A 26,914-nucleotide genomic window follows, 5' to 3' on the forward strand; every position below is an offset into this window, starting at 1 on the left:
ACAAAGTGCCGCGGCCGTCAGGGTGTGCAGGACGGTCCTACCCGGGGAACGCCGGGTCGAGCAGCCCCTTGCCCACCTCGTACCAGCTGTTGCCCATCCGCTTGTACATGGCCGACGGGGTCTGGGCATAGATCTCCTGCTCGCCCTTGCCGACGCTCAGACCCGTGATTGCGGTCAGGCCGGCCAACGGCTCCGGGTCCGCTCCCAGCCGAAGAATCACCGGAGTCACTTGGTCTTCGGCTGAGGTCTGCAGGACGGCAACCGCATCCTCGGAGACCCACTTGGCGCGGTTCACGGGAACCGTCTCCGGAATTCCCGATCCCGAGTCGGTGGTGACGGCGAGTTCCAGCGGCGTTGTCAGGGTCTTGGGGATCCCGTTCGCGTCCCGGACGACTCCGGCGACCAGCACGTGGCTGCGTCCGCCCGAGTTGGTGATCAGCAGCGCACGTGCACCGTCGCGTGAAATCCGGAGCTCGGAAATGCTGGCCTCGTTCAGCCAGGGAACCGGCAGCGAGAGGACCTGCTCCGCCTCGCCGCCCGGCGGCAGGGCCAGGATTTGAGCACCCGCTCCGGAGTTCGACGCAGTCCAGGTCCACTTTTCGGGATCAATGCTGGGTGCAGTCAGTGATGCACCGTCCACCGCTTTCCGGACCTCTTGATTGGGCCCGGTCAAAAACAGCGACGTCCGGTCCCCGTTGAGGAACGCGATGGTGGCAAGGTCCAGCGACAGGGCCGGATCACGGGGACCGTACTCCGCAACGCTCGGGATGCCCTCAATCGCCTGCGGCTCCACTCCCTTGAAGTAGGCCAGCTCGTTTTGGTAGACGGCAATCTGTGTACTGCCCACTTCGGGGTCGGCAACGGCGTCGACGAGGGCGTTGCTTTCCTTGCCCAAATCAACTTCACGCTGGTTGACGGTCATACTGACCGAGTTCACGTTGTTCAGATGCGTCAGGTTTTGCCGCAGCTGCAGCGCCATTTGTTGCCGGTTCAGGTCGCTGGAATCCTGCAGGACTTCCGCTGACAGGTCCACTGTTGCCACGCCGGAAACCACCGGGACAGCATCCCGGGCAAGGGCGGTGCCGGCGGGGAATGCGCTGCTCACTGCACCTTGCAGGTAGGGGGCCGGGCCCTCGAGCATTGCTTTGACCACGTTGGCGGCGATTCCGGATTTCTGCACGAACCAGCGCGTGTCCGGCACCCAGGACTCAAAAGTGCTCGAATAGAAGTACAGGTTGTGGGAAAGGAACAGCCAGGAAAAATTGACCTGGGAGATCATGATTCCGTTGGGAATCGCGCTGATCCGCCATTGCCCGTCCACCTGCTCCATGGAGGCGGACACCGTTTCCGTGGTTCCCGATGCCTTGTCGGTGCGGATTCCCCGGGTATCGAGGGCGCCAACCACTTCGAGCTGTATGGAGTAGGTGTTGCCGTCCGGCGCGGCCACGATGTTTGGGTCCGCGCCGTAGATCAGCACGCGTTCGGTGGGGGTCCAGGTGTAGGCGAGGCTGTCGGTGAGGAACTCGCGGGCAACACTGTAGTCGTCGGCGGCGCCCGTTCCCGCAGTGATGAAGCCCTGCAGGATTTCTTCCGGCGTTTCTCCTCCGTTTTGGCTGGGGCCGCGCGGAGCCACGGCGAAGGTGTCTACCAGCGAACTGCCGCCGCTGTCCGCAGAGGCCGTGCCCACCGGACCCGTGGTGGGAATGGATGAGCAGCCGGACAGCACTGCCAGCACCAGGGCAGCCATGAGGACCACCCGAGCGAACGGCCGCACGGGGGCCGGACTCTTACCGTTCATCACTCATCTCCTGTATTGGTGCTGCCGGCGCCGCCAGTGCCCTGGGACCGGGTGCGCCGTCGTACGGTGACAGCGGCACCGGAAAATCAGAGAACGGAACTCCGTGCCGCCGCGGCAGCGTCAGACGGAAGCAGGCTCCGTCGCCGGGCCGACCCCACGCCTGGAGCAGGCCGCCGTGCAGCAGGGCGTCCTCGACGGCGATGGAGAGACCGAGTCCGCTGCCGCCCGTAGTCCGTGCGCGGGCCGGATCGGCGCGCCAGAAACGGTCGAACACCCGGGAGGCTTCGTCGTCGGTCATGCCAATGCCGTGGTCACGCACCGCAACCGCAACCGCGTCGACGTTGGAACCGATGGCAATCTCGATGGGCTGCCCCTCCCCGTGTTCCAGGGCGTTGACCACCAGGTTGCGGATGATGCGCTCAATCCGCCGCGGATCCGCATCAACCATGCAGCTGACTTCCTTCGACACCACGGTGATTTCAGAACCGATATTCAGGGCCAGCGGTTCCGTGGCGTCAATGACATCGCGGACCACCGTGAAAATGTCAGTCGGTTCCAGATCCGGTGACGCGGCACCGGCGTCGAACCGGGAGATTTCCAGCAGGTCCGCCAGCAGGGCCTGGAAGCGTTCAACCTGATGGTAAAGCAGCTCCGTGGACCGTTTGCTGATCGGATCAAAGCCGTCCCGGGCGTCGTAAAGCACTTCAGCGGCCATCCGCACCGTCGTCAGCGGGGTGCGGAGCTCGTGGGAAACATCGGACACGAAGACCTGCTGCATGCGTGAGAGCTGTGCAAGCTGGGTGATCTGGTCCTGGAGGGTGGCGGCCATGCGGTTGAAGGACGCAGCCAAACGCGCCACGTCATCCTCACCCTTGACCACCATGCGTTCCTGAAGCTGGCCGGCAGCCAGCTTTTCGGACACTGCCGCGGCGTCACTGACGGCGCCCACACCGGCCTTGGTGACCAGCCAGGCGATGGTTCCGATGATGACCATGAGCAATCCCCCGGCAATCCACATGATGCGGTGGATGTCATCCAGTGTCTGCTGCATCGACGACAAATCGTAGATCAGGTAGAGCGCGTACTCGGCACTGTCCGGCGGCAGCGTGACTTTGGTGCCAAAGGCCAGTCCGGGCTCGCCGTGGGCCAGCGCAAGGGGGGACCAGTGGATGGTGTTCTGGTCCTCATTGACGCTGATGCTGCGCACTGATTCGCTCAGCACCAGCGGAATGCTCCCGGCGGTGATCCCCTCCCCCAGCGTCTGGGAGACGAACAGATCCTGCTCCTGATCCGGAATCGGCGTCAGCAGGTACAGGCGGCGAGCATCGGCACCCTGTCCCTCAAGCAGGGACAGGGTGTTGGAGACCAGCCGTTCGGTTCCTTCACGGTCGGTTGCCGCCGTGGTCCGGAAGTTTTCCTTGGCCGAAATGAGACCTGCGGTGGCTTCGGACTGGAATTGGCTTTGGCGCTCCTCGTAGAGCGCACCGGCAATCTGGTGGGACAGGAACGCGCCCACGACACCGCAGGCAAGGGTCACCAGCAGCAGCGTGGAGACCACGGTCTTGAACAGCAGCGAACGCCGCCAGAGACGGGCAATCCGATGAAAGGTCGCTTTGCGCAGGCCGTTGCGAAGCCGCCGGAGCGTCCGCATCACCGCCGGCAGGATGTCATTTTTAAGGACCGCAGTCCGCGAGCGCCTAGCTCTGACCGGCTTTGTAACCGACACCACGCACCGTCAGGACTATTTCGGGTGCTTCGGGGTCGCGTTCGATCTTGGAACGAAGCCGCTGCACATGGACGTTGACCAGCCGGGTGTCCGCTGCATGCCGGTAGCCCCACACCTGTTCCAGCAGCATTTCGCGCGTGAAAACCTGCCAGGGCTTCCGGGCCAGTGCCACCAGAAGGTCAAATTCCAGCGGGGTCAACGAAATGGTGTCCGCACCGCGCGTCACCACGTGTCCGGCGACGTCGATGGTAACTTCGCCGATGCTGAGCGTTTCAGGGGACTTGGCATCACCGGGACGCAGCCGGGCACGGACGCGGGCTACGAGCTCTGCCGGCTTGAACGGCTTGGGCACATAATCGTCCGCTCCCGATTCCAGGCCGCGCACGACGTCGGACGTGTCGGACTTCGCCGTCAGCATCACTATCGGAACGTCTGATTCACCGCGGATCTGCCGGCACACCTCGATGCCGTCAATTCCGGGCAGCATGAGGTCCAGCAGAACCAAATCAGGCTTGGAGCTGCGGAAGATCTCGAGTGCCTTCGAGCCGTCCGCACAGAAGACAGGCTCAAACCCGTCGTTGCGGAGCACAATGCCGATCATCTCGGCCAGTGCTTCGTCGTCGTCCACGACCAGTATGCGTGCCTTCATAACTCCCTGTCCCCGGTTGACTGCTCAGGCCGGTTCCTCGTTGCGGTGCCGGACGGATTTCCGGCTGCCCGGCTGTCTGAGCCGAGCATTCGACCCGCTGTCCGGAAATGGTGGCCTACCCGGTGTGTCCCGGGACACCGCGACAGCTGGCAATATCCCTATCATCCTAGAGGACTGAGAATCCGGCGATTTCTGCCGGGGCCGGCCGGGTTGCTCTGGAACTATGGTGGGATAAGGGCAAACAACTCTTTTGGGGGGACACCTTGGGTCAGGACAATCACAGCGGCGGGGACCCGCAGGAGCAGCAGTGGGGCTCCCCCGGACAGCAGCCTCCGCCGGCACCGCAGCCGTGGGGACAGCAGCCTCCCCAGCAGTGGGGTCAGCAACCGCAGAATCCGTGGAACCAGCCGGGTGGCCAGTGGAACCCCGGTGTTTCCCAGCCCGGACCGCCGCCCCAGCCGTGGGGTTTCCCCGGACAGCTGCCCCAGGGAGGCTGGACGCCTCCGCCCAAGCCGGGCATCATTCCGCTGCGGCCCCTGGGCCTTGGCGAACTGTTGGACGGCGCCTTCCAGGCGTGCAGGAAAAATCCCGCAGCCACCTTCGGAACGGCCCTGCTGATCCAGGCCGTCATCTCTTTGCTGACATTCCTGTTTGTCGGCAGCCTCGTGCCCTCAGCTTTGTTCAGCTCAGAGTTCGACGAGTCGGACTTCGAGTCCGTCGAGTCCAACGCAGGCTGGTCCCTGACCGGTTTGTCCCTTTTGGGCGTAATCTCCGTTGTGGGCGTTCTGCTGTTGCAGGGCGTGCTGGTGGTACCGATTGCGCGGTCCATCCTGAATCTCAAAACCGGCTTCGCGCAAACATGGAAGCTATGCCGTTCCCGGCTGCTGGCGCTGGCCGGGATGGGCCTCCTGCTGACGGTAACCTTCGTCGTTGGGCTCATACTTTTCGGTGTGCTGCTGGGACTGCTGGTCAGTGCCCTGGGCTCGGCGGGAATTCCGGTCCTCATCATCGGCATCCTGGGCCTGATCGCCGCGTTCGTCTGGGTGGGCGTGAAGCTTTCCCTCGCCCCCGCCGCGCTGGTCCTGGAACCGGCAGGGATCTTCCGGTCACTGCGCCGTTCCTGGCAACTGACCAACCGCAACTTCTGGCGTTGCTTCGGGATCCTCGCGCTGACGGCAATCCTCGTCTCCATCATTTCCTCAGTCATCAGCGTTCCCATTGTCCTCATCACCAGCCTTGTCACGGCCGTAGGAAGCGGCCCGGACCCCGCCGATGCCGGGGCAGCGGTGGCGCTCTTCGGCCTCAACGTTGCCATCACGACGTTCTTCACCGCCATCGGATATGCCTTTCAGGCCGCCGTGACGTCGCTGCTGTACGTGGATCTCCGCATTCGCCGTGAAGGTTTCGACCTCACGCTGATGAAGGAGCAGGAGACGGCCGCCGTCAACCCCGATCTGGTGCCGGGGCGGCGCAGCGCCCAGCCCGGACCTGACTTAGGCGGAGCAACACCCCCGGGACCGGCGCCCTACGGCGGACCTCCCGGACCGGGCTACGGCGGATGAAATTGTTGCCGGCAGCGGCTCCCGGGCGGGATGTTCCGGTCCTCCCAGACGCCGACCAAGCCCGGGAGTGGGCAGAACAGGAGCTGTCCAGGCCCGCGTACCAAGCAGCCGAACCCACCCTGCTGGAGCGTTTCTGGCAGTGGGTCGGAGACTTTTTTGCCGAGCTCCTCAACGGCATTGCCGGTTTTGATCCAACCATCGGCGTCGTGCTGTTGGCTGTCGGTGCGGCGGCCGTGCTCGCAGCAGCGCTATTCCTGGTCCGGCCCCGACTGAATGCGCGGCGCCGCAGGGACGTTTTCGACTCAGCGGAAACCCGGGTGGCGGTGGACCACCGCCGGCTTGCCGGGGAGGCCGCCGCACGCGGTGAATGGGACACGGCCGTGGCTGAGCGGCTGCGCGCCGTGATCCGCTCCGCCGAGGAGCGCGTGCTCCTCGAGCCCCGGTCCGGCCGCACCGCCGCAGAGGCCGGATCGAGCCTGGCGGCGACCTTTCCCGCGGCCGCGGATGAGATCATCTGGCTGGCGCGTCGGTTCGACGAGATCCGGTACGGCCATTTGCCGGCCACGTTCAGCGACGCCGAACGCGCCGCGGATTTGGATGTGCTGCTGGAACGCCTGTCTCCTTCGACGTCTCCCCTGTCGAATGAAACGCTGTCGAATGAAACGCTGGCGGTGCCGCGGTGAGCGCCCCGGACTCCGGCATCGCTGCCGCTGAAACCGTTCCGCTCCCGCCCGGACCTTTGGTCGGCCGCGCCCACCCGGACGGCGGCCCGTCAGCGCCGGCAGGTATTTGGACAACCGTACGGTCCCGGCTGCGGGCCTGGCGCCTGTGGATCATCTTGGCCCTGGTGCTGTGTTTCGTTGTCGTCCTGGGCATCCTGGGCAGCTCCGGCGATGACGACGCGGCGCTGTCCCCCGCAAACCCGGCCCCCGGCGGTGCCATGGCGGCGGCAACAATCCTGCGCGAACAGGGCGTGGACGTGCGGACTCCGGGTTCCTATGAGGAAGCCCTGGCGCTGCTGGAGGAGCGCGGAGACCAGTCAACCCTGTTCCTGCATGACCCCAGCGGCTTCCTGGGACCGGAACAGCTGGCGGACCTGTTCGGCCTCGCCGCGCGGCAGGTGCTGGTGGAACCCGACTTTGTCCAGCTCGCCGAGCTCGCTCCGGACATCCGCTCCGCCGGCGTGTTCCCGGAGCAGGACACCCCGCTGGACGCCAAATGCTCGTCACCCGATGCGGCGGCGGCAAAGAGCATCGACGCCGGAGGTTTCGCGTACCGGGCGCCGGTCATCTGCTTCCCGGCGTCCGACGGCGGCACAGCGGGCGGCGCGTACGCGGCGAACGGCGACGGCAGCGTCGTCGTCCTGGGCAATTCCGCGCTGCTGGCAAATGAGTCCCTCGCGAACCGGGGCAACGCGGCACTTGCCCTGCGCACCCTGGGCTCCACAGACACCCTCGTGTGGTACCTGCCCACTGTCTCGGATGTCCCGGCCGCGGAAGCTCCCGGGGACCCCCGCACGCTGCTGCCCGGTTGGGTGGATCCGCTGCTGCTGTGGCTGCTTGTCATCGCGGCGTTGGCAATGCTGTGGCGCGGGCGCCGGCTGGGCCCGCTGGCCGCGGACCCCCTGCCCGTGGTGGTACGGTCCGCAGAGACAGCAGAAGGCCGCGCCCGGCTGTACCAGGACGCCCATGCAACGGACCGTGCGGCCGCAACGCTTCGCGCCGCCGCTCTGGCCCGCCTGGCCGTCCGGCTGCGGCTGGGCCCCGGAAGCAGCACCGACATGGTGGTGCGGGCAGTCGCCCGGTCGACCGGACGGCCCGAGCACGAGGTCAACTCATTGTTGAACGGAACACTCCCGGACGGCGATGCCGCGCTCGTGCAGTGGTCCCAGGATTTGCAAGCCCTAGAGGAAGAGGTCACCGCATCATGAGCCAGCAGTACCAGCCGCAGCCCCACGGTTCCGCGCCGGCGCCCCCGGAACGTTTCAGCGCCGAAGAAGCACCGGCGGGCAGCACGCCGCAGCAGGCCGGCACCGGCGCCACGGGCACCCCTGGCATGCCCGGCACCGATCCGGTGCGCCAGGCGCTCCTTGATGTACGCAAAGAGGTATCCAAGGCCGTGGTGGGCCAGGACGCGGCCGTGACGGGTCTGATCATTGCACTGCTGGCACGAGGACACGTACTCCTGGAGGGAGTCCCCGGTGTCGCAAAAACGCTGCTGGTGCGGTCCCTTTCCGCTGCTTTGGACCTGGACACCAAGCGGGTGCAGTTCACCCCTGACCTCATGCCCGGAGACGTCACCGGCTCGCTGATCTATGACGGCCGCACCTCGGAGTTCTCCTTCCGGGAAGGACCTGTCTTTACCAACATCCTGCTGGCGGATGAAATCAACCGAACCCCGCCCAAGACCCAGGCTTCCCTGCTCGAAGCCATGGAGGAACGGCAGGTTTCCGTAGACGGACTGTCGCGCCCGCTGCCCGATCCGTTCATCGTGGCGGCCACCTCAAATCCGGTGGAGTACGAAGGGACATATTCCCTGCCGGAGGCCCAGCTGGACCGGTTCCTGCTCAAGCTGACCATGGATCTGCCCGGACGCAACGAGGAAATTGAGATCATTCGCCGGCACAGCGGCGGTTTCGACCCCCGGAACCTGGCTGCCGCCGGAGTCCGTCCCGTTGCCTCGGCTGCGGATCTGGAAAAGGCGAGGCTGGCCGTCGCCGAGGTGGAGGTGTCCCCCGAAGTCCTCGGCTACATCGTGGACCTGGTCCGGGCAACCCGGACGGCGCCGTCGTTCCAGCTTGGTGTCTCCCCGCGCGGCGCCACGGCACTGCTGAACACCTCCCGTGCCTGGGCCTGGCTCTCCGGGCGAAGCTTCGTCACCCCCGACGACGTCAAAGCGCTCACGCTGCCCGCGCTCCGGCACCGGGTTTCGCTGCGCCCCGAAGCACAGATGGACGGCGTCTTCGTGGATGATGTGCTGGGAAGCATCCTGGCCACCGTCCCGGTACCGCGCTAGGACGCCGGGATCTCATGGCAATTTCCGGCCGGCTGGTCATCCTTGCCGCAGCGGGTTGTGCGGCGGTCCTGCTCTTTCCCGGCAGCGCAGCGATCTGGCTGTGGCTGGCGTTCCTGTGCGTGGCCGCGGGACTTGACCTGCTGGCGGCCTCATCACCGCGTGCACTGATCCTGGAGCGCACCGTTCCCGGCAGCGTCCGGCTGACCGAGCCCACCGCCGCGGCCCTAACCATCCGGAATACCGGTGCCCGGACCCTTCGCGGGAGCTTCCGGGACGGCTGGCAGCCCTCGGCCGGGGCGCTCAACCCGGTCCAGTCCCTGCGGATCCCCGGGCACGAAGCCCGCCGGTTCGAGGTCCGGCTTCTCCCCGAACGCAGGGGTGATCTGCGCAGTGAATCCGTCACGGTGCGCAGCTTCGGTCCGCTGGGCCTCGCTGCCCGCCAGCGCACCCTGCCGTGTCCTGCCCTGCTGCGCGTGCTGCCGCCGTTCCACGCTAAACGGCACCTGCCGTCCAAGCTTCGGCGGCTGCGGGAACTGGACGGCAACACCACCGTGCAGATGCGGGGCGCGGGAACCGAATTCGATTCCCTGCGCGATTATGTGCGCGGGGATGACGTCAGGTCCATCGATTGGCGGGCCACTGCCCGGCGGCGGGACACCGTGGTGCGGACCTGGCGTCCGGAACGGGACCGGCGCGTGGTGCTGCTGCTGGACACCTCGCGCACCTCGGCCGCCCGGATCGCCGATGAACCCCGGCTGGACACCGGCATCGAGGCGGCACTGCTGCTGGCCATGCTGGCCTCCGGCGGCGCGGACCGCGTGGATTTCCTGGCCTTTGACCGGAGGATCCGGGCACGGGTGCAATCCACCGGAAAGGGCAACCTCCTGAACCGCCTTGTCACAGCAGTTGCCCCGCTGGACGCCGAGTTGATTGAGGCGGACTTTTCCCTGGTACCCGGCGCCGTCCAGTCCGTTTCCACCCGCCGGTCCCTGGTGGTGCTGATCACCGCACTGGATTCCGGTGCCCTCGAAGAAGGGCTGCTGCCGGTCCTGCCGCAGCTGCTGGACAAACATGTGGTGGTGGTTGCCTCCGTCCGGGACCCCGAACTCGAGGAACTGCGGCGTCAGCGGACCTCGGCCACGGACGTGTTCCGGGCAGCCGCTGCAGAGCGTGCGCTGCTGGACCGGGCTGCGGTCACGGCCCAGCTGAGGTCCATGGGTGCCGAAGTGGTTGACGAGACTCCGCACGAGCTCCCGCCCAAGCTCGCTGATCTGTATATTCGGCTCAAGGCTTCGGGAAGGCTGTAAGTGATGATGGACGCCACTGAACCGTCAGCTCCTCCCCTCTCCATCTACCGCCGGGTCCTCGGTACGGACTTCGAGCGCCTGCAGCCCGCGCTGCAGGCATACTTTTCCGCAGTCCCGGACGACGGCGTGTACGGCGAGGGCGAGGGGATCTTCGAGACTGCCGGGTGTCCTCGGCCCTGGCTTCGGCCGCTGCTGGGACTGGTTCCGGTCTCCAATGCGTTCTTCCCCGATTACGGCACCAACATCCCCTTCACCATCCGCAATTACACGCACCGGGATCCGCAGAACCGGCCGTCGCTGACCGCGGTGCGGACCTTCCGGTTTCCCGGCAGGAACCGGATCTTCGAGGACACCACCAGTCTGACCGGTCCCGGGCAGCTGACGGACTATCTGGGCCGCAAACGGAACCTCGCCACCGATTTGGTGCTGTCCGTGACCGGCGACGGCCATCTGCTCATGGATTCTCCCCGCAGCCGGCTGTTCCTGGGTCCGCTGCGGCTTCCGCTCCCGGGCTTTGCGGCTGCGGACGCCCACGTGGAGCAGTGGTACGACGACGACGCCGGTGTCTTCCGTATCCGCACGCGCGTGGTCCAGCGGCAAATAGGAACCATCTTCGTGTACGAGGGAAGCTTCACATACCGGCAGCAGCCCTGGAACGGACAGCTTCCGGCCGAGGTTGTGCCTGCCCGCTGGGAGCCGCGCGTCTAAGCGCGTCCAGCCGCCGGGAGCCTAGCTCTCCGCCGCCACCTGGGACAGGGCTTCAGCGGCCTGCGTCAGTCGACCCAGGACCTTGCGGGCGGACGACGGCGATGCCTCCGCCAGCTCGGCGGCCGGCGTCAGCCGCAGCGCCGGCAGGGCGTTGGCGGGCAGGCCGATCTTGGTCCACGGCCGCAGCACGTCCTGCACCAGTGCTTTCACCTGCCGCGGCTCTTCGTTCCCCACCGGCTCCGGCAGGATCCCCAGCCACAGGGTTTTTCCGTTTTCCACTGCTTCGGCGATCGCTTCCCAGTCCGCCCCGGTGAGTCCTGCTGCAGGCAGGGCGGCTCCGGAAGCGCCGGCACCGAGGGCCAGCGCGAACGGCGTTTGGGCTCCGGGCCTTAATGCTGCGGAACGTGCAGCCTCCGGCAGCCGCAGGATGACCTGTTCGGCACCGGCACCGGACAGCGCCTCGACGATCTGCGCCCAGGCGGATGACACTTCGGCGGCCGGAACCGAGCGCAGGGTGCGGTAGCCGCTGGCGGTGGGGATGGTCCCGCCGAGCACATCGGCAATGTCGGGCTCATCAAGCTGGACGATGATGCCGGCGTCCGGCGCCGCCGTCCGCGCGCGGGCCACGAAGTCCACCGCACCCGCGGTCAGGGACTGCAGCAGTTCGCGGCGGGCACCGGCGTCGGAAAGGGCCCGTTCGCCGTTGTGCAGATAGAGCCCAGCGGCCAGGGACAGCGGACCGCGCAGCGAAATCTTCAGCTGCTTTCCCGGGGACTCTTCCGCACCCACTACATCGGCGAGGGCGTTGAGGTCTTGGCCCAGCAGCGAAACCGCCCGCCGGTGGTCCTTTCCCGGCCGGGGAACCAGCCGCCAGCCGTGCGGCTGGAGATCCACGGCCAGGTCCACCAGCAGCGCCGCAGTCCGGCCCAGGGCATCGGCACCGGGGCCGCGGGCCGGGAGCTGGACCAGGAACGGAAGGTGCGGGTCTCCCAGCTCGCCGCGGATGATGCGGGTGGCCTCCACCGGATCACTGCCCGGCCAGGTGCCCAAAGCAGTGGCCGTGACGGTGCTGGTTTCGGACGGGTTGGATTCCGACTGATTGGAGTCCGTCTGCTTAGAGTCCTGCTGCATTGCTGTTGCCGCCGTTGTGGTTGTCGGAGATCGCCTGATGATGCCGGATGACCTCGCTGATAATGAAGTTCAGGAACTTTTCGGCAAATGCCGGGTCCAGATGGGCGTCCTCGGCTAGCCGTCGCAGCCGGGCGATCTGCGCGGCCTCACGCCCCGGGTCACCCGCCGGAAGCCTGTGCTCGGCCTTGAGGAACCCCACGCGCTGAGTTGCTTTGAACCGCTCAGCCAGCAGATAGACCAGCGTGGCATCAATGTTGTCGATGCTGCTGCGTACGGCCAGCAGCTCCTGCATCACGTCGTCGGAAACCTTCCCGGCGAGGGAACTGGCCGTGGGGTCGAACTCGTCTGTGGGTGTTTCAGTCATGGACCCAGTCTAGGGTCCGGCACCGCCCCGGCAGCGTACGTTACGCCTAATCAACAGGCCTCAGGACACCGCCGCGGGATCCCATTCCAGTGATCGCGCGGAATCGATGGTGGCCTGCCCCAGGACACGGGTGCCCTGGTAAACCACCATGGACTGGCCCGGAGCAACACCGCGCATCGGTTCGTTCAGGCGGACCACGAGCTCCTCGCGGGTGCCGCCGTCGGCCTCATCGGAGGCAACGTCCTCCATCCAGCCGCGGGCCGCCACGGGATCGCCGTGGGCCCGGACCTGGACCATGCAGTCAAACTGTGTGCGGGCCTCAATCTCGGGGATCGGCAGGCCGGCCCAGGAAATCTTGATGCCGCGCATCTGGTCGATGTTCAGCAGCTTCTCCGGCCCCACAACCACCTTGTTTTCCTTGGGCCGGATCTCCAACACGAAGCGGGGCTTGCCGTCGTCGGCCGGGCGGCCCAGCTTCAGGCCCTTGCGCTGGCCCACGGTGAAGGCGTTGGCTCCGGGATGGGTGCCGATCTTTTCGCCGGAGGAATCGACAATGTCGCCCTCCGTCATGTCGATGCGCTCTTCGAGCCAGCCGCGGGTGTCGCCGTCGGGGATGAAGCAGATGTCATGGCTGTCCGGCTTGTTGGCCACGGACAGTCCCCGGCGCTCGGCTTCGGCCCGGACCTCCGCCTTGGACGGGGTTTCGGCCAGCGGGAACATCGAGTGCTTGAGCTGTTCGTGGGTCAGCACGCCCAGCACGTAGGACTGGTCCTTGGCCCAGTCGGCCGCCCGGTGCAGCTCGGGGTTGCCGTCGGCGTCGGTGATGACCTTGGCGTAGTGGCCGGTGCAGACGGCGTCAAAGCCCAGGGCGAGTGCCTTTTCCAGCAGTGCGGCAAACTTGATCCGCTCATTGCAGCGCATGCACGGGTTGGGCGTGCGGCCGGCGGCGTACTCGGCGATGAAGTCATCCACCACGTCTTCCTTGAACCGCTCGGAAAAGTCCCAGACGTAGTACGGGATGCCCAGGATGTCGCACGCGCGCCAGGCATCGCGGGAGTCCTCGATGGTGCAGCAGCCGCGGCTGCCGGTGCGCAGTGTCCCGGGCATGCGCGAGAGCGCCAAGTGGACGCCGACGACGTCGTGCCCGGCTTCCACTGCCCGTGCTGCTGCTACCGCGGAGTCCACTCCGCCGCTCATTGCTGCCAATACCTTCATGAAGTAAAACCTGTTCCTGCTGTTTGGATGCTGCTGACGTGGGAGGCCATTCCGGCCTTTTTCGCCCGTTCATAGGCTTCGGGAAGTGCTCTCAACAAGGTGTCAACGTCTGCGGCAGTGGTTGTATGCCCGAGGCTGAAACGCTGGGCTCCCCGGGCCTCGGTTTCGGTGAGTCCCATGGCCAGCAGGACGTGGGAGGGCCGGGGAACTCCCGCCGTGCACGCCGACCCGGTGGAGGACTCCACTCCGGCGAGGTCCAGCAGGAACAGCAGCGAATCGCCTTCGCAGCCGGGGAAGGTGAAATGCGCATTGCCCGGCAACCGGCGGGCCGTCCCGTCCTGGACGCTGTGGCCCGGGACGCTCTCCTCCCGCACGCCGCGGAGCACCGCGTCCGGAATCAAGCGCTCGACGCCGGCGATCAGTGTGTCGCGCAGCTCCCGCAGGCGGGCCGATTCGGCCGGAAGATTCTCTGTGGCCTCACGGGCAGCTGCGGCGAAGGCGGCTATGCCGGGGGTGTCCAGGGTGCCGGAGCGGATGTCACGCTCCTGCCCGCCGCCGTGCATCACCGGCGTGAGTTTCACGGCCCGTCCGACGACCAGTGCCCCGATGCCCACCGGTCCGCCAATCTTGTGGCCGCTGATGGCCATGGTGTCCACGCCGGCGGCCCGGAAATCCACCGGCAGTGCGCCGAATGCCTGCACCGCGTCCGTGTGCACGGGCACTCCGTACTCGTGGGCAAGCGCGGTGAGGGCGGAGATGTCCTGGACCGTGCCCACCTCATTGTTGGCCCACATGACGGTCAACAGCGCGGTGGTGTCCGCGTGGGCAGCAAGCTCGGCACGGATGGCTTCCGCAGAGACCACGCCGTCGGCGTCCACCGGCAGCCACACCACGGTGGCGCCCTCGTGTTTTTCCAGCCACTGGACGGTGTCAAGCACTGCATGATGCTCGATCGGGGAACACAGAATGCGGGTGCGGGCCGGGTCCGCCTCGCGGCGGGACCAGTACAGTCCCTTGACGGCCAGATTGTCCGCCTCGGTTCCTCCGGAGGTAAAGATGATTTCCGAGGGGTGGCAGCCTGCGGCGGCGGCGAGCGCTTCGCGCGATTCCTCCACCACCATCCGGGCGCGCCGGCCGGAGCCGTGCAGCGAGGACGGATTGCCGCTGCGGCTGAGTTCTGACGTGAGTGCGGCGAGGGCCGAGGCCGAGATAGGCGTGGTCGCCGCGTGATCTAGGTACACGGGCACCTGATTATTCTAACGGGCATCGCAACCGGCGCAGTCGATGCTGGCAGAATGCCACCTGTGACCATGCCTCCTCCCCCGCCTGCGCTTCCTGCCTTTCCTGTGCCTGGCACCCGGGCTGCGCTGCTGCAGGAACTGGCGGTAAGCATGACCGGACTGTCCGCCGGCCGCCGGATGTTCGCGGCGATCGACGGTGTTGACGGCTCCGGCAAGACGACCTTTGCGGATGCCCTGGCCGCCGAGTTGGCCGGGGCGGCGGTCCCCCGGCCGGTGGTCCGGGTGTCCCTGGATGACTTTCATCACCGCCGCGACGTCCGGTATCGGCGCGGCCGCGGTTCGGCGGCAGGATTTCGCCATGATTCCTACAATGTGGAGCAGTTTCGCGCTTATGTCCTGAAACCGCTGAAACCCGGAGGCAGCGGAAGTTACCGGCCCACCGGGCACGACGTCCACACCGATGCAGTGCTGTCTCCGCCCGCGCTGCCCGTCCCCGCCAACGCCGTGGTGCTGGTGGACGGACTCTTCCTGCACCGCCGCGAGCTGGCCGCGGAATGGGATTTCTCGCTGTTCCTCGACGTCCCGTTTCCCGTGACCGCAGCCCGGATGGCTCTTCGCGACGGCACTCCAGCGGATCCGGATGATGCTGCCATGCACCGCTACGTGGGCGGCCAGCGGCTGTATTTCACTGATACGGATCCTGCCGCCCGGGCCACGCTCGTGGTGGACAACACTGATCCGGACCGCCCCCGAATCATCCCCGGCCGTGCCGCGAGCTACCGCGCCGGGTATCCGCCGGAAACATAGTTCACCGGTGCAGCGTTGTAGCTGGTGCAGGAACTTCCTGCCGGTTGGCGGCTGCAGCTGCAGACCTGCGAGAATGCAACCGCTGTACAACCCGCGGCGCCGAACGTGCGCTGCGCCTGCCGGGCCTCCGTGGCCCAATGAGAGGAACCGCTGTGAGCCCGTCGCCCAAGACGCTGTATGAGGTTTTGGGTCTTGCCCCCTCGGCCACGATGGACCAGATCAAAACGGCTTACCGGAAAGCCGCGCGGGCCACCCACCCGGATCAGGGGGGCAGTGCCGAAACGTTCCATGTCATCGCCGAGGCCTACGAGGTGCTCTCCAACCCGGCCCAAAAAGCAGCGTATGACCTGAGCCTGGGGCGCAACGCGGGACGGCCGGGAACCTCCTCCGCCCAGACGTCCTCCGCCCGCACCGGCTATGCGCGCACGGGATCAGCATCCGCGGGGTCCGCGTCCGCCGATGAGGTCCTGGGCAGGGCGCCCAACTTCATTCCCGACTTCTCCCCCGGTTCCCCGCCGGTGCTTCCGCTGACGCTGGCCGGCCAGCAGATCCATGGGGCCCCCCGCAAGCCCGGGTTCATGGCGCGCTTGGGCTCCGGCGCGGGCGCACGGTATGACGGAGAAAACCTCACCATTCATCTCTTGGAGCGCACCCTGCTGCCGGACTATCCCGCGGGGCGGCTGGTCAACGGACTGCACATGCCGGACCGCTCTCCGCGCGGCGGCAACCTCGACGTGGGCCATGTCCTGCTGGGCGGATACCGGATGGCTGTGCTGGAATCACAGGTGGCCTCGCCGGGCAACTACAGCTGGGACGGCCGGCACCTGCGCTACCGCGGCCGCGACGTGTCCATCGGCCGGCTTCCCGATGCCGTGCGGACGCTTCAGGACCGGTTCCCGGAATGCAACGTCAGCGGCTGGGTGGTGCTGCACAGCCCCAACGGCAATCCCTTTGAGCCGGTGATCGATTATCCGCCGTCCCTCAGCCGCAGCGCCCCGGCCATGATCCATGTTGCCAATGCCGGAACCGTCCAGCGCGAACTCAAGCGATTCTTCAGCGACGGACCGCAGCCCAATGCCGTCCAGCTTCCCGTGCTGGGCGGACTCCTTGATGCAACCGTCCGCTAGCTGCCGGGCTTAGGATGGGGTTGTGTTCCGCATTCTCTTCCACACCCCTGAAATTCCCGGCAATACCGGCAACGCGATTCGCCTTGCCGCCATCACCGGAGCCGAACTCCATCTCGTTGAGCCCCTGGGCTTTGAGCTGGAGGATTCCAAGCTGCGGCGCGCAGGTTTGGACTACCACGACCTCGCGGTCCTCCACGTGCACCCCACGCTCGAAGCTGCATGGAAGGCCCTCGCTCCGGAACGGGTCTACGCCTTTACCTCCGACGGTGATACGTCCTACACGGACATCGCGTACCAGCCCGGCGACGTGCTGATGTTCGGGCGCGAGTCCGTAGGCCTGTCCGAAGAAGTCAAGCAGGATCCGCACGTCACGGCGCGCGTCCGCCTGCCCATGCTGCCGTCCCTGCGTTCCCTGAATCTTGCCAACTCCGCCTCGATCGCCGTCTACGAAGCCTGGCGCCAGCACGGCTTCGCAGGTGCCCAGCTCTAAGGACTCCCATGCCCGAATCCAATATCGGCGCCGCGTTCGACGACGGCGCCGCCGACTTTGAGCGCTTGGCGCCTTCGCTGTGGAACCCGATGGGCAACGCCCTGGTGGCTGCTGCGGAAATTGAGGTTGGCGACACCATCCTGGATGCGGGCTGCGGCACCGGAGCCACCACCATCCCGGCGGCACAGTACGCCGGCCCCGGCGGCCGGGTGGACGGCGTGGACCTTTCAGCACAGATGCTGGCCCTGGCGCAGGCGAAAGCCAGCACCCTGTCCCTGGAGAACGTCGTCCTGCATGTCGATGACATCTCCGGGTGGAGCGGCGACGAGCCCTTCGACGTCGTGCTCTCCGCGTACTCAATCTTCTTCCTTCCGGACATGGACAAGGGAGCAGCGCACCTGATCTCGAACCTGCGCTCCGGCGGCCGGTTGGCCCTGAGCACGTGGGCTGACGGTGCCCTGAAGCATTTCACTGAGCTGCTGGTGCAGGAGTGCCGGCGCGAACGACCCGAACTGACAGGCCTGTTTTCCGGGGCACGGGACAACACCGAACGTTTGAACACGCCGGAGAAACTCACCGCTTGGCTCGAGGGTCTCGGACTTCAAGACATCAAGGTCCTCTCCACGCCGGCACAGGTCCAGCTCAGCCCGTCCCTGGCCTGGTCGCTGGTCATGGGCAGCGGACTGCGCTTCCTCCTGCCCGGAGATCCGGAAGCCGCAGACCGGGTCAAGGCAGCGTTCCTGGCGCAGTTGGGTGAGGAGCACAACCTGAATGCCGACACGCTGATCGCCTCCGCCCGCCGCCCCTAAGAGCCCCTCGGGGGCCGTCACGGGGCACGACCCCATCCATTTCGCCGCCGCTAACGAATAGGGGGCATGGAAACTCTGGACTTGCCACGCCCCGGTGCAGCCGCAGCCGCAGGTTTCCCCCTATGCTGGAAGCCTATGGACAAGCCGCACCAGGGACGGCCCTCCGCCGCGCAGGCCTCCATTCCGGAGAGCGCCGCCGACGCCGACCAGAACCACGGGCAACAGCCCGTTCCCCCTGCCTCGCTTCAGGCGCTTCTGGCGGGGATTGCCGGCGGCAGCCGTGATGATTTCGAGCAGTTCTACGCTCTGACCTCGCGCCGCGTGTACGGGCTGGCCCGCCGGGTGCTGATTGATGCCGAGCTCAGCCAGGACACCACCCAGGAGGTCTATCTGCAGGTGTGGACCAGCGCCTCGCGCTTTGATCCGGCCGTCGGTTCACCTCTGGCCTGGCTGCTGACGCTCGCCCACCGCCGCGCCGTTGACCGGGTCCGTTCCGAACAGAGTTCCGCCAACCGGGAGGCCCGCTTCGGCGCCGCCATGCAGGAACCGGACTATGACAATGTGGCGGACACCGTTGCCCAGCGGCTCGACGCCGAAGCCGTGGTGGAGTGTCTGGAGTCGCTGACCGACACCCAGCGGGAATCGGTTCGCCTCGCCTACTACGGCGGACTGACCTACCGCGAGGTCGCGGAAAAACTCAATGCCGCGGTGCCAACCATCAAGTCGCGGATCCGTGACGGATTGATCCGACTGAAGAATTGCCTGGGGGTGCCCGCAAATGCCTGAAAACAGCTTTGATGCCTCCTCGGATGCCCTCTACACGGACTTGGCCGACGGCCGGCTGCTGGAATGGGCTGAGGTGTATGCCCTGAACGCCCTTCCCGACAATGACCGGCAGGCGGTGGATGCCGCCCTGGAAAAGGCAGAGCCGAGTGTCCGGCGGTCCTTCCTCCAGCGTGTCTGGGCCACACGCGAAGCACTGGCCGGAGGCTACCGGCCCGAAGCAGCTCCGCCCGAGGACCTTCTGGAGCGGATCATGGCCCGGTTGCCGGAGCAGGAGGGTTCCGCACCCGATCCGCGGACCGGCGACGAGCTGGCCGCCCGCCGCAGCCGCCGCTCCCTCCGGAGCACCGCCGGCCGGTGGATTCTTGCCGGCGCGGCCGCAGCGGCGATCGTTGTGGGCGGCGTTGCCATCGGCAGCAACCTGGGCGGACCGGATTCGGTGCGGGAGGAAGTGCTTCAGGCTTCCGACGTGCAGCAGCGCACCGTTGAGCTGCCCACCGGCGGCACCGCAGAAGTGGCCACTTCCAAAGGCGAGGACGCCGCCGTCGTCACGCTCAGCGGAGTCCCCGCCCCGCCGGAAGGATCGGTCTACCAGATGTGGCGCGTCCCGGCCGACGGATCCGATCCGGTGTCGGTGGGCGTCATGACCGGCGAGGAAGTCTCCGGCACCAAGGCCACGGAACTGACGGACATTGATCCCTACAGTGCGGTGGCGCTGACGATTGAGCCCGACGGCGGTTCCCCGACCCCCACGCTGCCCATCGTGATGGTCATTCCCTTCACGGCCTAAGCCTGCCCGTTGCCGCTTCTATGGGATGACGGAGTTGCGGCGGTTGCAGCGGATCCTTCTGCTGCGCCGGCTGGGTCTGGGCTTGGAGGCGATCGCAGCCATTCTCGCCGGACAAACCGATGAGGCTCAGGCCTTGGCGGTCCACCACCGCTGGCTGCAGGAGGAAAGCCGGCGGCTTGCTCAGATGGCGGCGACTGTCAGCGCCACACTGGAGACCCTGAAAAGAGGAGAAGCCATGGATGCACAGAAGATGTTCCGGGGATTCGAAGAGAACCCGTACGAGGATGAAGCCCGGCAGCGCTGGGGCGATGCCCGGGTCGATTCCAGCAAGGAGAAGCTGGCGGCTCTCGGCAACGCCGGGCGGCAGGACCTGATGCAGGAAGCCCGGGCCATCAACGCTGAGCTTGCGGCCTGCTTGGAGGCGGGACTGGCGCCGTCGGAGCCGCGGGTGTCTGCCGCGGTCGCCCGCCACTACCGGTGGGTCTGCGCGGGGTGGACTCCGGACAAGGCCGGCTACGTCGGTTTGGGGACCATGTATGTGCAGGACCCGCGGTTCACCGTCTTTTATGACAGCGAAATCCCCGGGCTGGCGGCCTACCTCGCCGAAGCGATGAAGGTTTGGGCCGAGGCCAACCTGCGGTAATCCGGCTTCCGGCGCCTAGAATCCCGCGATCGTCTGGTCGGTGTTGACGCCCACCGCGTGGAAGACCTCGGCGCTGGCGCCGCCGGGCAGCCCGAAACGGCGGGCGTTGTCCTGAAGCATCGACCGCACGGCCGTCTCCATCCGGGTGATGTCCGGATGCTGGCTCGCGTGGACCCGGATCGCCGCCAGCTTCGTATCCACTGCTCCGGTGACATCCACGGCATGGTTTTCGCGCTCCCGCGGAGCGCCGTAGAACCACAGCCACGGAACCTTGTACGCTTCCAGGCCCTGTTCCTCCAGCCGGGGAAAGGCGAAGGGATTCTCGGCTGCCGGATAAACGGCGCGGGTAACGATCTCACCGCATGCCAAGTGGTCGGGGTGGCTGGCCTGGATCCGGTCCCAGTTGCGCTCGGGATGCATGGAGAGCACGACGTCGGGGCGCACTTCGCGGATCAGCGCCACCACTTTTTCCACCACTTCAGGAGTCACGGCCAGGAAACCGTCCCGTTCACCCAGGAAGTGAATGTCCCGCACCCCCGTGAGCTCGGCAGCGGCTTGCTGCTCCCTGCTCCGCACCTGCGAGACGCTGTCCCGGTCCCCCGGTTCGAAGCCCCCGGCATCGCCGGCAGTCATGATGCAATAGGTGACCTCGACGCCGGCCGCCGTCCAGCCCGCCACGGTTCCGGCGGCACCGAAGTCGATGTCATCCGGATGGGCGGCGAATGCCAGCACACGCCGTACGCCGGGGGGTGTCTGTGCCTGTGCCTGCGTCTGGGCCATGGATCAGGACCTGCGCTTCTTGATTTCTTCGGTAGCCTGCGGCAGGACGGAGAACACGTCCCCCACAATCCCGAAGTCCGCAATTTCAAACACGGGCGCATCGGGGTCCTTGTTGACTGCCACGATGACCTTTGCTGTCTGCATGCCGGCTTTTTGCTGGATGGCACCGGAAATGCCGGCCGAAATGTACAGCTGCGGCGAGACGGTCTTGCCGGTCTGGCCCACCTGGGCGGAGTGTTCAATCCACCCTGCGTCCGTTGCGGCACGGGAAGCGCCCACGGCACCGCCGAGCACGTCCGCAAGATTCTCCACCGGTGTGAAGTTCCCGTCCATTCCGCGTCCGCCTGCCACGATGACCCGCGCTTCGGAGAGTTCAGGACGGCCGCTGACCCGTTTCTCCGTGCGCGCCGTAACGCGTGCCGCAGGACCGGCGTCGGAGACGGCAACCCGGTGGCGTTCCGGGGCTGCGGGAGCGGCGGCCGGAACGGGTTCAACGCTGTTGGCCTTGACCGTGATCACCGGGATTCCGGCCTGCACCCGGCAGGTTGAGGTGTAAGAGCCTGCCAGGACGGATTTGGTCACTGAGAGGTCCGGGGCAACGGCCACTGCATCCGTGATGACGCCGGAACCCAACTTCACCCCCACGCGTGCAGCCACCTCGCGGTCCTCAAAGGAATTGCCGAGCAGCACCGCTGCCGGCGCCGCCGCCCGCACGGTGTCCGCCAGGAATGCAGCTTTGGCGGCAACCAGGACGTCAGGCAGATCACCCGCTGGTTCGTAGACGGCTGCGACGCCGCACTCCCCCAACGCCTGGAGGGCCTCGTCGCTGAGGGCGCGGGGGCTGGCGACAGCCGGCTCCCCCAGCCCGCGGGCGATGGTCAGCAGTTCGCGGCTGGCGCGCGGCAGCGGCAGGCCCGGTACATCGATAAAGACGAGGACAGAGGCCATGGTGGGCTCTCCTTAGTGCTTCGGGCGCGGCCGGGGCAACGCCGGTGAAAGGATGATCAGATCAGTTTGGAGGCAACCAGGAAGTCCACCAGCGCAACCCCGGCACTGCCGTCGTCGGTAATGATGGTTCCCGCTGAACGCGGCGGGCGGGGCGCCGAGGCAGCCACCGTGGTCCAGGACCCGGCCAGTCCCGCGGCGCCCGGGTCGATGCCCAGATCCTGCAGCGACAAAACCGCAATGCTCTTCTTCTTGGCCGCCATGATGCCCTTGAAATTGGGGTACCGCGGTTCGTTGGCCTGATCGGTGACGGAAACCAGCGCCGGCAGCGGCGCTTCGAGGGTCTCCGAGTAGGAATCGCCGTCCCTGCGGGCACGAACCACGGCGGCGCCGTCCACGTCCTCCACGGCAAGCTCGGAGGCGAAGGTGATCTGTGCCAGCTGGAGGCGTTCAGCCAGCTGTGCCGGAACGAGGGACGTTTCGCCGTCGGTGGATGCCATGCCCGTCAGCACCAGATCCGGCATGGCGGGAGCGCCCTGGGCCCCGGCGGCGTGCTGCACGGCAGCGGCAAGCACCAGCGAGGTTGCTGCCGCATCTGAGCCGGCCAGCGATTCATCATTCACGTGGACACCTTGGTAGGCACCCATCTGCAGGGCCTTCTTCACGGCGTTGACGGCCGCGTCCGGTCCCATGGTCAGCGCAGTCACCATGTTGCCGGCCGCCTGCCCGCCGCGGGCCTCGGCCAGCTGCAGTGCCGCCTCAAGAGCGTACTCGTCCAGTTCCGAGAGAATGCTCTCGGAACGGTCCAGGGTGTGGCCGGGACCTGTGAGGTGCCGGTCAAACTGGGCATCGGGCACGTGCTTCACCAGGACAACAATGTTCAGCGGCCTGTCGGCTGATTCCTGCATGCGGAACCTTTCTGCGTGTGGGATCCTTCCGGGCGCGGCAACACCGGGTCCGGGACCAGCCGCCGCAGCGGCAAACTTAAGCTAATCACACTGAACGGTTGACACGTACCGGCGCCAAAAACGGCTGGGTCTTCCCCCTGAGAGAAAGGGGAGCCCCAGCCGTTTTTTGATTGCGGCCCTATGGAGGCCGGCAGTTGCTGATGTGCGAGGTTACTGACCGGCGATGTTACTGATCGGCGGAGTTGCCCAGCGTCACATCCGTGCTGTCCGTCCGTCCGCCGCTGGTGTAATCGATGGTCACCTTGCTGCCCGCGGCCTGCATCCGGATGGCGGCGGTCAGCGACTGCGCGTCAGTGACGGGAATTCCGTCCACCGCCGTGATGATGTCACCCTGCTTCAGGCCTGCCCGTGCTGCGGGAGTTCCGCTCGCCGGGTTCTCGGCAACTTCCGCACCCACGGTGAAGGATGAGGAGTCGGACGCCGCCGCGGGGGTCACTGAAACACCCAGGAATCCGTGCGACGCGGAGCCGTCGGCGATGATCTCGTTGGCCACCCGTTCGGCGTAGCTCATGGGAACGGCGAAGCCGACACCAATGCTTCCGCTTTCCTCGCTGGCGGAGGCAATGGCCACGTTGACGCCGATGACATCGCCGTCTGTGTTCACCAGCGCACCGCCGGAGTTTCCGTGGTTGATGGCTGCATCGGTTTGGATCACATCCAGATAAATGGAACTCTGGGCCGTGGTCTGGCTTTGGCTCGAACCGTCCGGCGGAGCAAAGCGGAAGCCGTTGCCGTCATCCTGCTGGCCTGTCCCTCCGTCTGACTGGGACTCCGGCGCCGCGGATGACTGAACGCTGATGGTCCGGTTCAGGGTCGAAACGATACCGTCGGTGACTGTGCCGGCGAGTCCCAGCGGGGCTCCGATGGCAATGACGGTATCGCCGACATTGAGCTCGTCCGAGTCTCCCAGCGTGGCGGGGGTCAAGTCAGTGGCATCCACCTTGATAACGGCCAGGTCCGAGACAGGATCAGTGCCCACCAGGGTGGCCGAGAAAACGCGGCCGTCATGAGTCTGCACTTCGATCGACGGGGAGGAGGCGGTGCCTCCCAGGGTGACGACGTGCGTGTTGGTCAGTATGTGTCCGTCGTTGTCGAGGATGATTCCGGAGCCGGTTCCTGAACTGCCGCTCGCCGCCACGTCAATGGTGACCACGCTGGGTGAGGCCTTCACCGCGGCGGCAGTCACCGCGTTGACGCTCTCATCGTTGTTGACGACGACAGTCTGTGCCTGGCCCGTGCTCTGGGGAGTCGAGTCGTTGTCCATCAGCGCATTGGCGCCCACGGCCACGCCCCCGCCCAGGAGCCCGGCCAGAACCATGCCGGTAACCAGGGTGCCGGCTCCGAACTTGCGCCCGGCGGGCGGACGGGTCGGCTGGGGTCCGGCGCTGTACGGGTCCTGCCCGTAGCCACCTCCGGAATAACCGCCGCCCGAATCCCCGGCCCCGTAGCTGCCGGCACCGTAACTGCTGCTGCCTGACGCAGAAGGCGTGTGTGCAGGCGGCGGCACGGCGCCCGGAACATTCTCCGGAGGAGTGCTGCCGTAGGAAGCGGACTGCTGGGCCGCCGCATCGGGCAACTGCTGCGTCTGGCCTTCACGGGCCTCATCCGCAGTTACGCCCTCAGAAGAAGCAGGCGGGGCAGGCGGACGGGGAGGAAGCGGACGCTGCGGCCCCTCGGTGCCCCCGTATTGCTCAGACATGTGCAGTCCTTTCCAAATCAATGTGCCCGTGGAAGTGTGAGGCTTCCTCAACTATGACAATACTTTCTGTGACGACTGGCAAAGGTTCCTGAACACTTCCTGACAGTTTGCCGAAAGACATGCAGCCCTCCCCATGGTGGACTGGTAATCCGGCGAACCATAGAATCGAACCAAGTGCCGGCCGCTCGCCCGCAGAATTCACGGATCCGGCGGAATGACGCCGAACAGCCACGCACCATGACAATCCTGAGGACAAATTTATGCGGTTGAAGACCATGCGGCTAGCTGCCGTGCTCGGTTTGAGTGTCACGGCGCTGATGGTTCCGGCCACGGCCGCTTCCGCGGTTCCCCCGGTGACCATTCCGCCCGGACAATTCCTGGTCGATGACGCCGGTGTCCTGGGCTCGGATGCCGGCGAAGTCAGGGAAGCCATCACGGAGGTGCGTGATGAAAGCCGGTACACCCTTTTTGTGGTGTACGTGGATGAGTTCACGAACCCTTCGGACCCTGTTGCTTGGGGAGACCAAGTCGTGAAGCAGAAGGGGATGAACTCTCAGGACGTGCTGTTGAGCATTGCCACGCAAAGCCGACAGATCAATGTCTCAGTTGCTGCAAACAGTCCGCTGACGCAGCAACAGGGCGACGCCGTTATCGATGCAGCCGCCGATCCGCTGGTTGGCAAAGAGAGCTTCACCTCCGAGGACTGGGCTGAAGCAGCCGTCAGCGCCGCCGACACGCTCGCCTCAGGCCGCAGCGGCACTTCCACCGGTTCGTCGTCGTCCTCCGGCGCCAGCCTTGCTCCGGTCATTCTGATTGGCGGAATCATCCTGCTTGGCGGCGGCGCGGCCTTCCTGTTTGTCCGCAGCCGGCGCAAGGGTGCCATTACAGCCGGACCGGCCAACTCAGGACCGCAGGAGCCGGTCGACCCACTGGACGAGATGAGCGTGGAGGATCTGCGCAAGCGCGCCGGCAGCCTTCTTGTAGCCGCCGACGACGCCATCAAGTCCAGTGAACAGGAACTGGCCTTCGCGATGGCCTCCTACGGCGACGACGCCGTCAAGACCTTCACTGAGGACCTCGCAGCAGCGAAGAACCACATGAGCGAATCCTTCAAGATGCAGCAGCAGCTGGATGACCATATTCCGGACACCGAGGCCCAGCAGCGCACCTGGCTCAAGGACATCATCCGCCGCTGCGAGGCGGTCAATGAGTCCCTCCAGGCGCACAAGGAAGACTTTGACGCGCTCCGCGAACTGGAGAAAAATGCACCCGCTGCGCTGAGCGCGGCCCGCAGCAGCGCACAGTCGGCGGGCGGGCGCCTGGAGGCAGCAGAGGCCTCCATCGCCGGGCTCCGCCAGCGTTACGCCGATTCCGCCCTGTCCCAGATCTCGGACAACATCGAACAGGCACGCCAGCGGCTCGAGTTTGTCGATAACGCCGAAGAAACAGCCCAGGCCAAGCTTGACGAGGGCGACACAGCCTCCGCCGTCGTCGCCGTCCGCGCCGCAGAGGAAAGCGTGCACCAGGCCAACGTCCTGCTGGATGCCATCGAGAAGACCGGACATGAACTCGACGCAGCGCGCAACGAATTGCAGCGTGCCGTCGCAGATGCCCGGCAGGATCTGGCCCAGGCCCGGGCCTTTGCAGCGAACGGCGCCAACGCCGGACTGGCCGGACCGGTAGCCGGTGTGGAAGCCGCGTTGACGGCCATTGAGCGTGAGTCCTCGGTTCGGAACAATCCAGTGGACCTGCTGCGGCGCCTTGAGACGGCCAACGCTCAGCTCGACAACGCACTCGAGGGCATCCGGGACCGGCAGGAACAGGAACGCCGTGCACGCGACTCCCTGCAGCACGCCGTCATGTCAGCCCAGGCGCAGATTTCCGGCACCTCCGACTACATCCGTGCCCGGCGCGGCGGTGTCGGCAGTGAGGCCAGGACCCGGCTTGCCGAAGCGGAGCGCAACCTCCAGCAGGCCATCGCCCTGCAGTCGTCCGATCCGGTCAGCGCTTTGGCCTACGCCCAGCAGGCCAATGCCTTGGCCGCGCAGGCAGCTGAGATGGCCCAGCAGGATGTCGACGGATTCGGCGGCGGCTTCGGCGGAGGCGGGGGCGGCATGTACGGCGGCCGTGGCGGCAGCTCAGGCCTCGGCGGAGCAATCCTGGGCGGCATCCTCATCGATTCCATCCTGCGCGGCGGAGGCGGCGGTTTCGGCGGCGGCGGCGGTTGGGGAGGCGGCGGTTTCGGTGGCTTCGGCGGCGGGGGCGGCGGCGGTTTCGGCGGCGGCGGCACCAGCTTCTAAATTCAGGCCGCAAGCACAGCCGGTCCCAGCAGGACGCAACATCAGATGAAGGTGCAC

The 26,914-nt window shown here is 66.5% G+C and carries 25 protein-coding genes; 14 read left to right on the forward strand and 11 right to left on the reverse strand.

What is annotated here, in order from left to right:
- Nucleotides 1-37 precede the first annotated feature (37 nt).
- The 3 genes from MUG94_RS12660 to mtrA are packed head-to-tail and all read right to left on the reverse strand — an operon-like array spanning nucleotide 38 to nucleotide 4,173.
- Entirely contained in the window at nucleotides 38-1,798 is a 1,761-nt protein-coding gene (locus tag MUG94_RS12660; protein WP_227906416.1) for an LpqB family beta-propeller domain-containing protein, read from the reverse strand.
- A complete protein-coding gene (gene mtrB / locus MUG94_RS12665) occupies nucleotides 1,788-3,449 on the reverse strand; it encodes an MtrAB system histidine kinase MtrB (protein ID WP_227892376.1) in 1,662 nt (553 codons plus the stop codon). Before mtrB ends, MUG94_RS12660 begins: the two co-directional genes overlap by 11 nt.
- A gap of 46 nt (nucleotides 3,450-3,495) precedes the next feature.
- Nucleotides 3,496-4,173 carry an MtrAB system response regulator MtrA gene (mtrA, locus tag MUG94_RS12670; protein ID WP_227892119.1) on the reverse strand — a complete coding sequence of 226 codons (678 nt, stop codon included), beginning with the start codon at nucleotides 4,171-4,173 and terminating at the stop codon, nucleotides 3,496-3,498.
- Between the two features lie 263 nt (nucleotides 4,174-4,436).
- Between mtrA and MUG94_RS12675 the strand changes: the two genes are divergently transcribed.
- The 6 genes from MUG94_RS12675 (at nucleotide 4,437) to MUG94_RS12700 (ending at nucleotide 10,765) form a co-directional block, all read left to right on the forward strand.
- Nucleotides 4,437-5,735, forward strand: a complete 1,299-nt coding sequence (locus MUG94_RS12675) for a DUF7847 domain-containing protein (RefSeq protein ID WP_227906419.1) — start codon at nucleotides 4,437-4,439, stop codon at nucleotides 5,733-5,735.
- Nucleotides 5,732-6,418, forward strand: a complete 687-nt coding sequence (locus MUG94_RS12680; RefSeq protein ID WP_227906423.1) for a DUF4129 domain-containing protein — start codon at nucleotides 5,732-5,734, stop codon at nucleotides 6,416-6,418. The genes MUG94_RS12675 and MUG94_RS12680 overlap by 4 nt, the downstream gene beginning before the upstream one ends.
- The gene (locus MUG94_RS12685) at nucleotides 6,415-7,665 is read left to right on the forward strand and encodes a DUF4350 domain-containing protein (protein WP_227906424.1); all 1,251 of its coding nucleotides are present in this window, start codon (nucleotides 6,415-6,417) and stop codon (nucleotides 7,663-7,665) included. Before MUG94_RS12680 ends, MUG94_RS12685 begins: the two co-directional genes overlap by 4 nt.
- A 125-nt stretch (nucleotides 7,666-7,790) precedes the next feature.
- Complete coding sequence (locus tag MUG94_RS12690) at nucleotides 7,791-8,750, forward strand: AAA family ATPase (RefSeq protein ID WP_227906569.1); 960 nt, start codon at nucleotides 7,791-7,793, stop codon at nucleotides 8,748-8,750.
- A gap of 14 nt (nucleotides 8,751-8,764) precedes the next feature.
- The gene (locus tag MUG94_RS12695) at nucleotides 8,765-10,057 is read left to right on the forward strand and encodes a DUF58 domain-containing protein (protein ID WP_227906425.1); all 1,293 of its coding nucleotides are present in this window, start codon (nucleotides 8,765-8,767) and stop codon (nucleotides 10,055-10,057) included.
- A 3-nt stretch (nucleotides 10,058-10,060) separates the two neighbouring features.
- Entirely contained in the window at nucleotides 10,061-10,765 is a 705-nt protein-coding gene (locus tag MUG94_RS12700; RefSeq protein ID WP_227906426.1) for a DUF4166 domain-containing protein, read from the forward strand.
- 21 nt (nucleotides 10,766-10,786) lie between these two features.
- Here MUG94_RS12700 and MUG94_RS12705 read toward each other — a convergent pair whose 3' ends face one another.
- Genes MUG94_RS12705 through MUG94_RS12720 form a run of 4 tightly spaced genes read right to left on the reverse strand, consistent with a single transcriptional unit; the run spans nucleotide 10,787 to nucleotide 14,722 of the window.
- A complete protein-coding gene (locus MUG94_RS12705) occupies nucleotides 10,787-11,896 on the reverse strand; it encodes a uroporphyrinogen decarboxylase/cobalamine-independent methonine synthase family protein (RefSeq protein WP_227906427.1) in 1,110 nt (369 codons plus the stop codon).
- Nucleotides 11,880-12,260, reverse strand: a complete 381-nt coding sequence (locus MUG94_RS12710) for a chorismate mutase (protein ID WP_227892128.1) — start codon at nucleotides 12,258-12,260, stop codon at nucleotides 11,880-11,882. The genes MUG94_RS12705 and MUG94_RS12710 overlap by 17 nt, the downstream gene beginning before the upstream one ends.
- Before the next feature lie 60 nt (nucleotides 12,261-12,320).
- Nucleotides 12,321-13,475: a tRNA 2-thiouridine(34) synthase MnmA gene (mnmA, locus tag MUG94_RS12715; RefSeq protein WP_227892129.1), complete on the reverse strand. Its 1,155-nt coding sequence runs from the start codon at nucleotides 13,473-13,475 to the stop codon at nucleotides 12,321-12,323.
- Nucleotides 13,472-14,722, reverse strand: a complete 1,251-nt coding sequence (locus MUG94_RS12720) for a cysteine desulfurase family protein (protein ID WP_227906428.1) — start codon at nucleotides 14,720-14,722, stop codon at nucleotides 13,472-13,474. Before MUG94_RS12720 ends, mnmA begins: the two co-directional genes overlap by 4 nt.
- Before the next feature lie 144 nt (nucleotides 14,723-14,866).
- Here MUG94_RS12720 and MUG94_RS12725 point away from each other — a divergent pair, with 144 nt between their 5' ends.
- The 7 genes from MUG94_RS12725 (at nucleotide 14,867) to MUG94_RS12755 (ending at nucleotide 20,165) form a co-directional block, all read left to right on the forward strand.
- Complete coding sequence (locus MUG94_RS12725) at nucleotides 14,867-15,523, forward strand: nucleoside/nucleotide kinase family protein (protein ID WP_227906429.1); 657 nt, start codon at nucleotides 14,867-14,869, stop codon at nucleotides 15,521-15,523.
- Between the two features lie 152 nt (nucleotides 15,524-15,675).
- Entirely contained in the window at nucleotides 15,676-16,650 is a 975-nt protein-coding gene (locus tag MUG94_RS12730) for a J domain-containing protein (RefSeq protein ID WP_227892132.1), read from the forward strand.
- A gap of 22 nt (nucleotides 16,651-16,672) precedes the next feature.
- On the forward strand, nucleotides 16,673-17,140 hold the full coding sequence (locus MUG94_RS12735; protein ID WP_227892133.1) for a tRNA (cytidine(34)-2'-O)-methyltransferase: 468 nt from the start codon (nucleotides 16,673-16,675) through the stop codon (nucleotides 17,138-17,140).
- An 8-nt stretch (nucleotides 17,141-17,148) separates the two neighbouring features.
- Nucleotides 17,149-17,949, forward strand: a complete 801-nt coding sequence (locus MUG94_RS12740) for a class I SAM-dependent methyltransferase (RefSeq protein ID WP_227906430.1) — start codon at nucleotides 17,149-17,151, stop codon at nucleotides 17,947-17,949.
- A 135-nt stretch (nucleotides 17,950-18,084) separates the two neighbouring features.
- A complete protein-coding gene (gene sigK, locus MUG94_RS12745) occupies nucleotides 18,085-18,735 on the forward strand; it encodes an ECF RNA polymerase sigma factor SigK (RefSeq protein ID WP_227892135.1) in 651 nt (216 codons plus the stop codon).
- Nucleotides 18,728-19,522, forward strand: a complete 795-nt coding sequence (locus MUG94_RS12750) for an anti-sigma factor (protein WP_227892136.1) — start codon at nucleotides 18,728-18,730, stop codon at nucleotides 19,520-19,522. The genes sigK and MUG94_RS12750 overlap by 8 nt, the downstream gene beginning before the upstream one ends.
- 25 nt (nucleotides 19,523-19,547) lie before the next feature.
- Nucleotides 19,548-20,165 (forward strand): TipAS antibiotic-recognition domain-containing protein, encoded by a 618-nt coding sequence (locus tag MUG94_RS12755; protein ID WP_227906431.1) that lies wholly within the window; start codon nucleotides 19,548-19,550, stop codon nucleotides 20,163-20,165.
- 15 nt (nucleotides 20,166-20,180) lie between these two features.
- Here the strand turns inward: MUG94_RS12755 and MUG94_RS12760 are convergent, their stop codons facing one another.
- The 4 genes from MUG94_RS12760 to MUG94_RS12775 form a co-directional block, all read right to left on the reverse strand.
- Complete coding sequence (locus MUG94_RS12760; RefSeq protein WP_227906432.1) at nucleotides 20,181-20,945, reverse strand: PIG-L deacetylase family protein; 765 nt, start codon at nucleotides 20,943-20,945, stop codon at nucleotides 20,181-20,183.
- Nucleotides 20,946-20,948: 3 nt separating this feature from the next.
- A complete protein-coding gene (locus MUG94_RS12765; protein WP_227906433.1) occupies nucleotides 20,949-21,893 on the reverse strand; it encodes an electron transfer flavoprotein subunit alpha/FixB family protein in 945 nt (314 codons plus the stop codon).
- 56 nt (nucleotides 21,894-21,949) lie between these two features.
- A complete protein-coding gene (locus MUG94_RS12770; RefSeq protein WP_227906434.1) occupies nucleotides 21,950-22,798 on the reverse strand; it encodes an electron transfer flavoprotein subunit beta/FixA family protein in 849 nt (282 codons plus the stop codon).
- 226 nt (nucleotides 22,799-23,024) lie between these two features.
- A complete protein-coding gene (locus MUG94_RS12775; protein WP_227906435.1) occupies nucleotides 23,025-24,557 on the reverse strand; it encodes a S1C family serine protease in 1,533 nt (510 codons plus the stop codon).
- Nucleotides 24,558-24,817: 260 nt separating this feature from the next.
- Here MUG94_RS12775 and MUG94_RS12780 point away from each other — a divergent pair, with 260 nt between their 5' ends.
- Nucleotides 24,818-26,857: a TPM domain-containing protein gene (locus MUG94_RS12780; protein ID WP_227906436.1), complete on the forward strand. Its 2,040-nt coding sequence runs from the start codon at nucleotides 24,818-24,820 to the stop codon at nucleotides 26,855-26,857.
- The last annotated feature ends 57 nt before the right edge of the window (nucleotides 26,858-26,914 follow it).

This window comes from Arthrobacter gengyunqii (genome assembly GCF_023022985.1).
GTDB lineage: Bacteria > Actinomycetota > Actinomycetes > Actinomycetales > Micrococcaceae > Arthrobacter_B > Arthrobacter_B gengyunqii.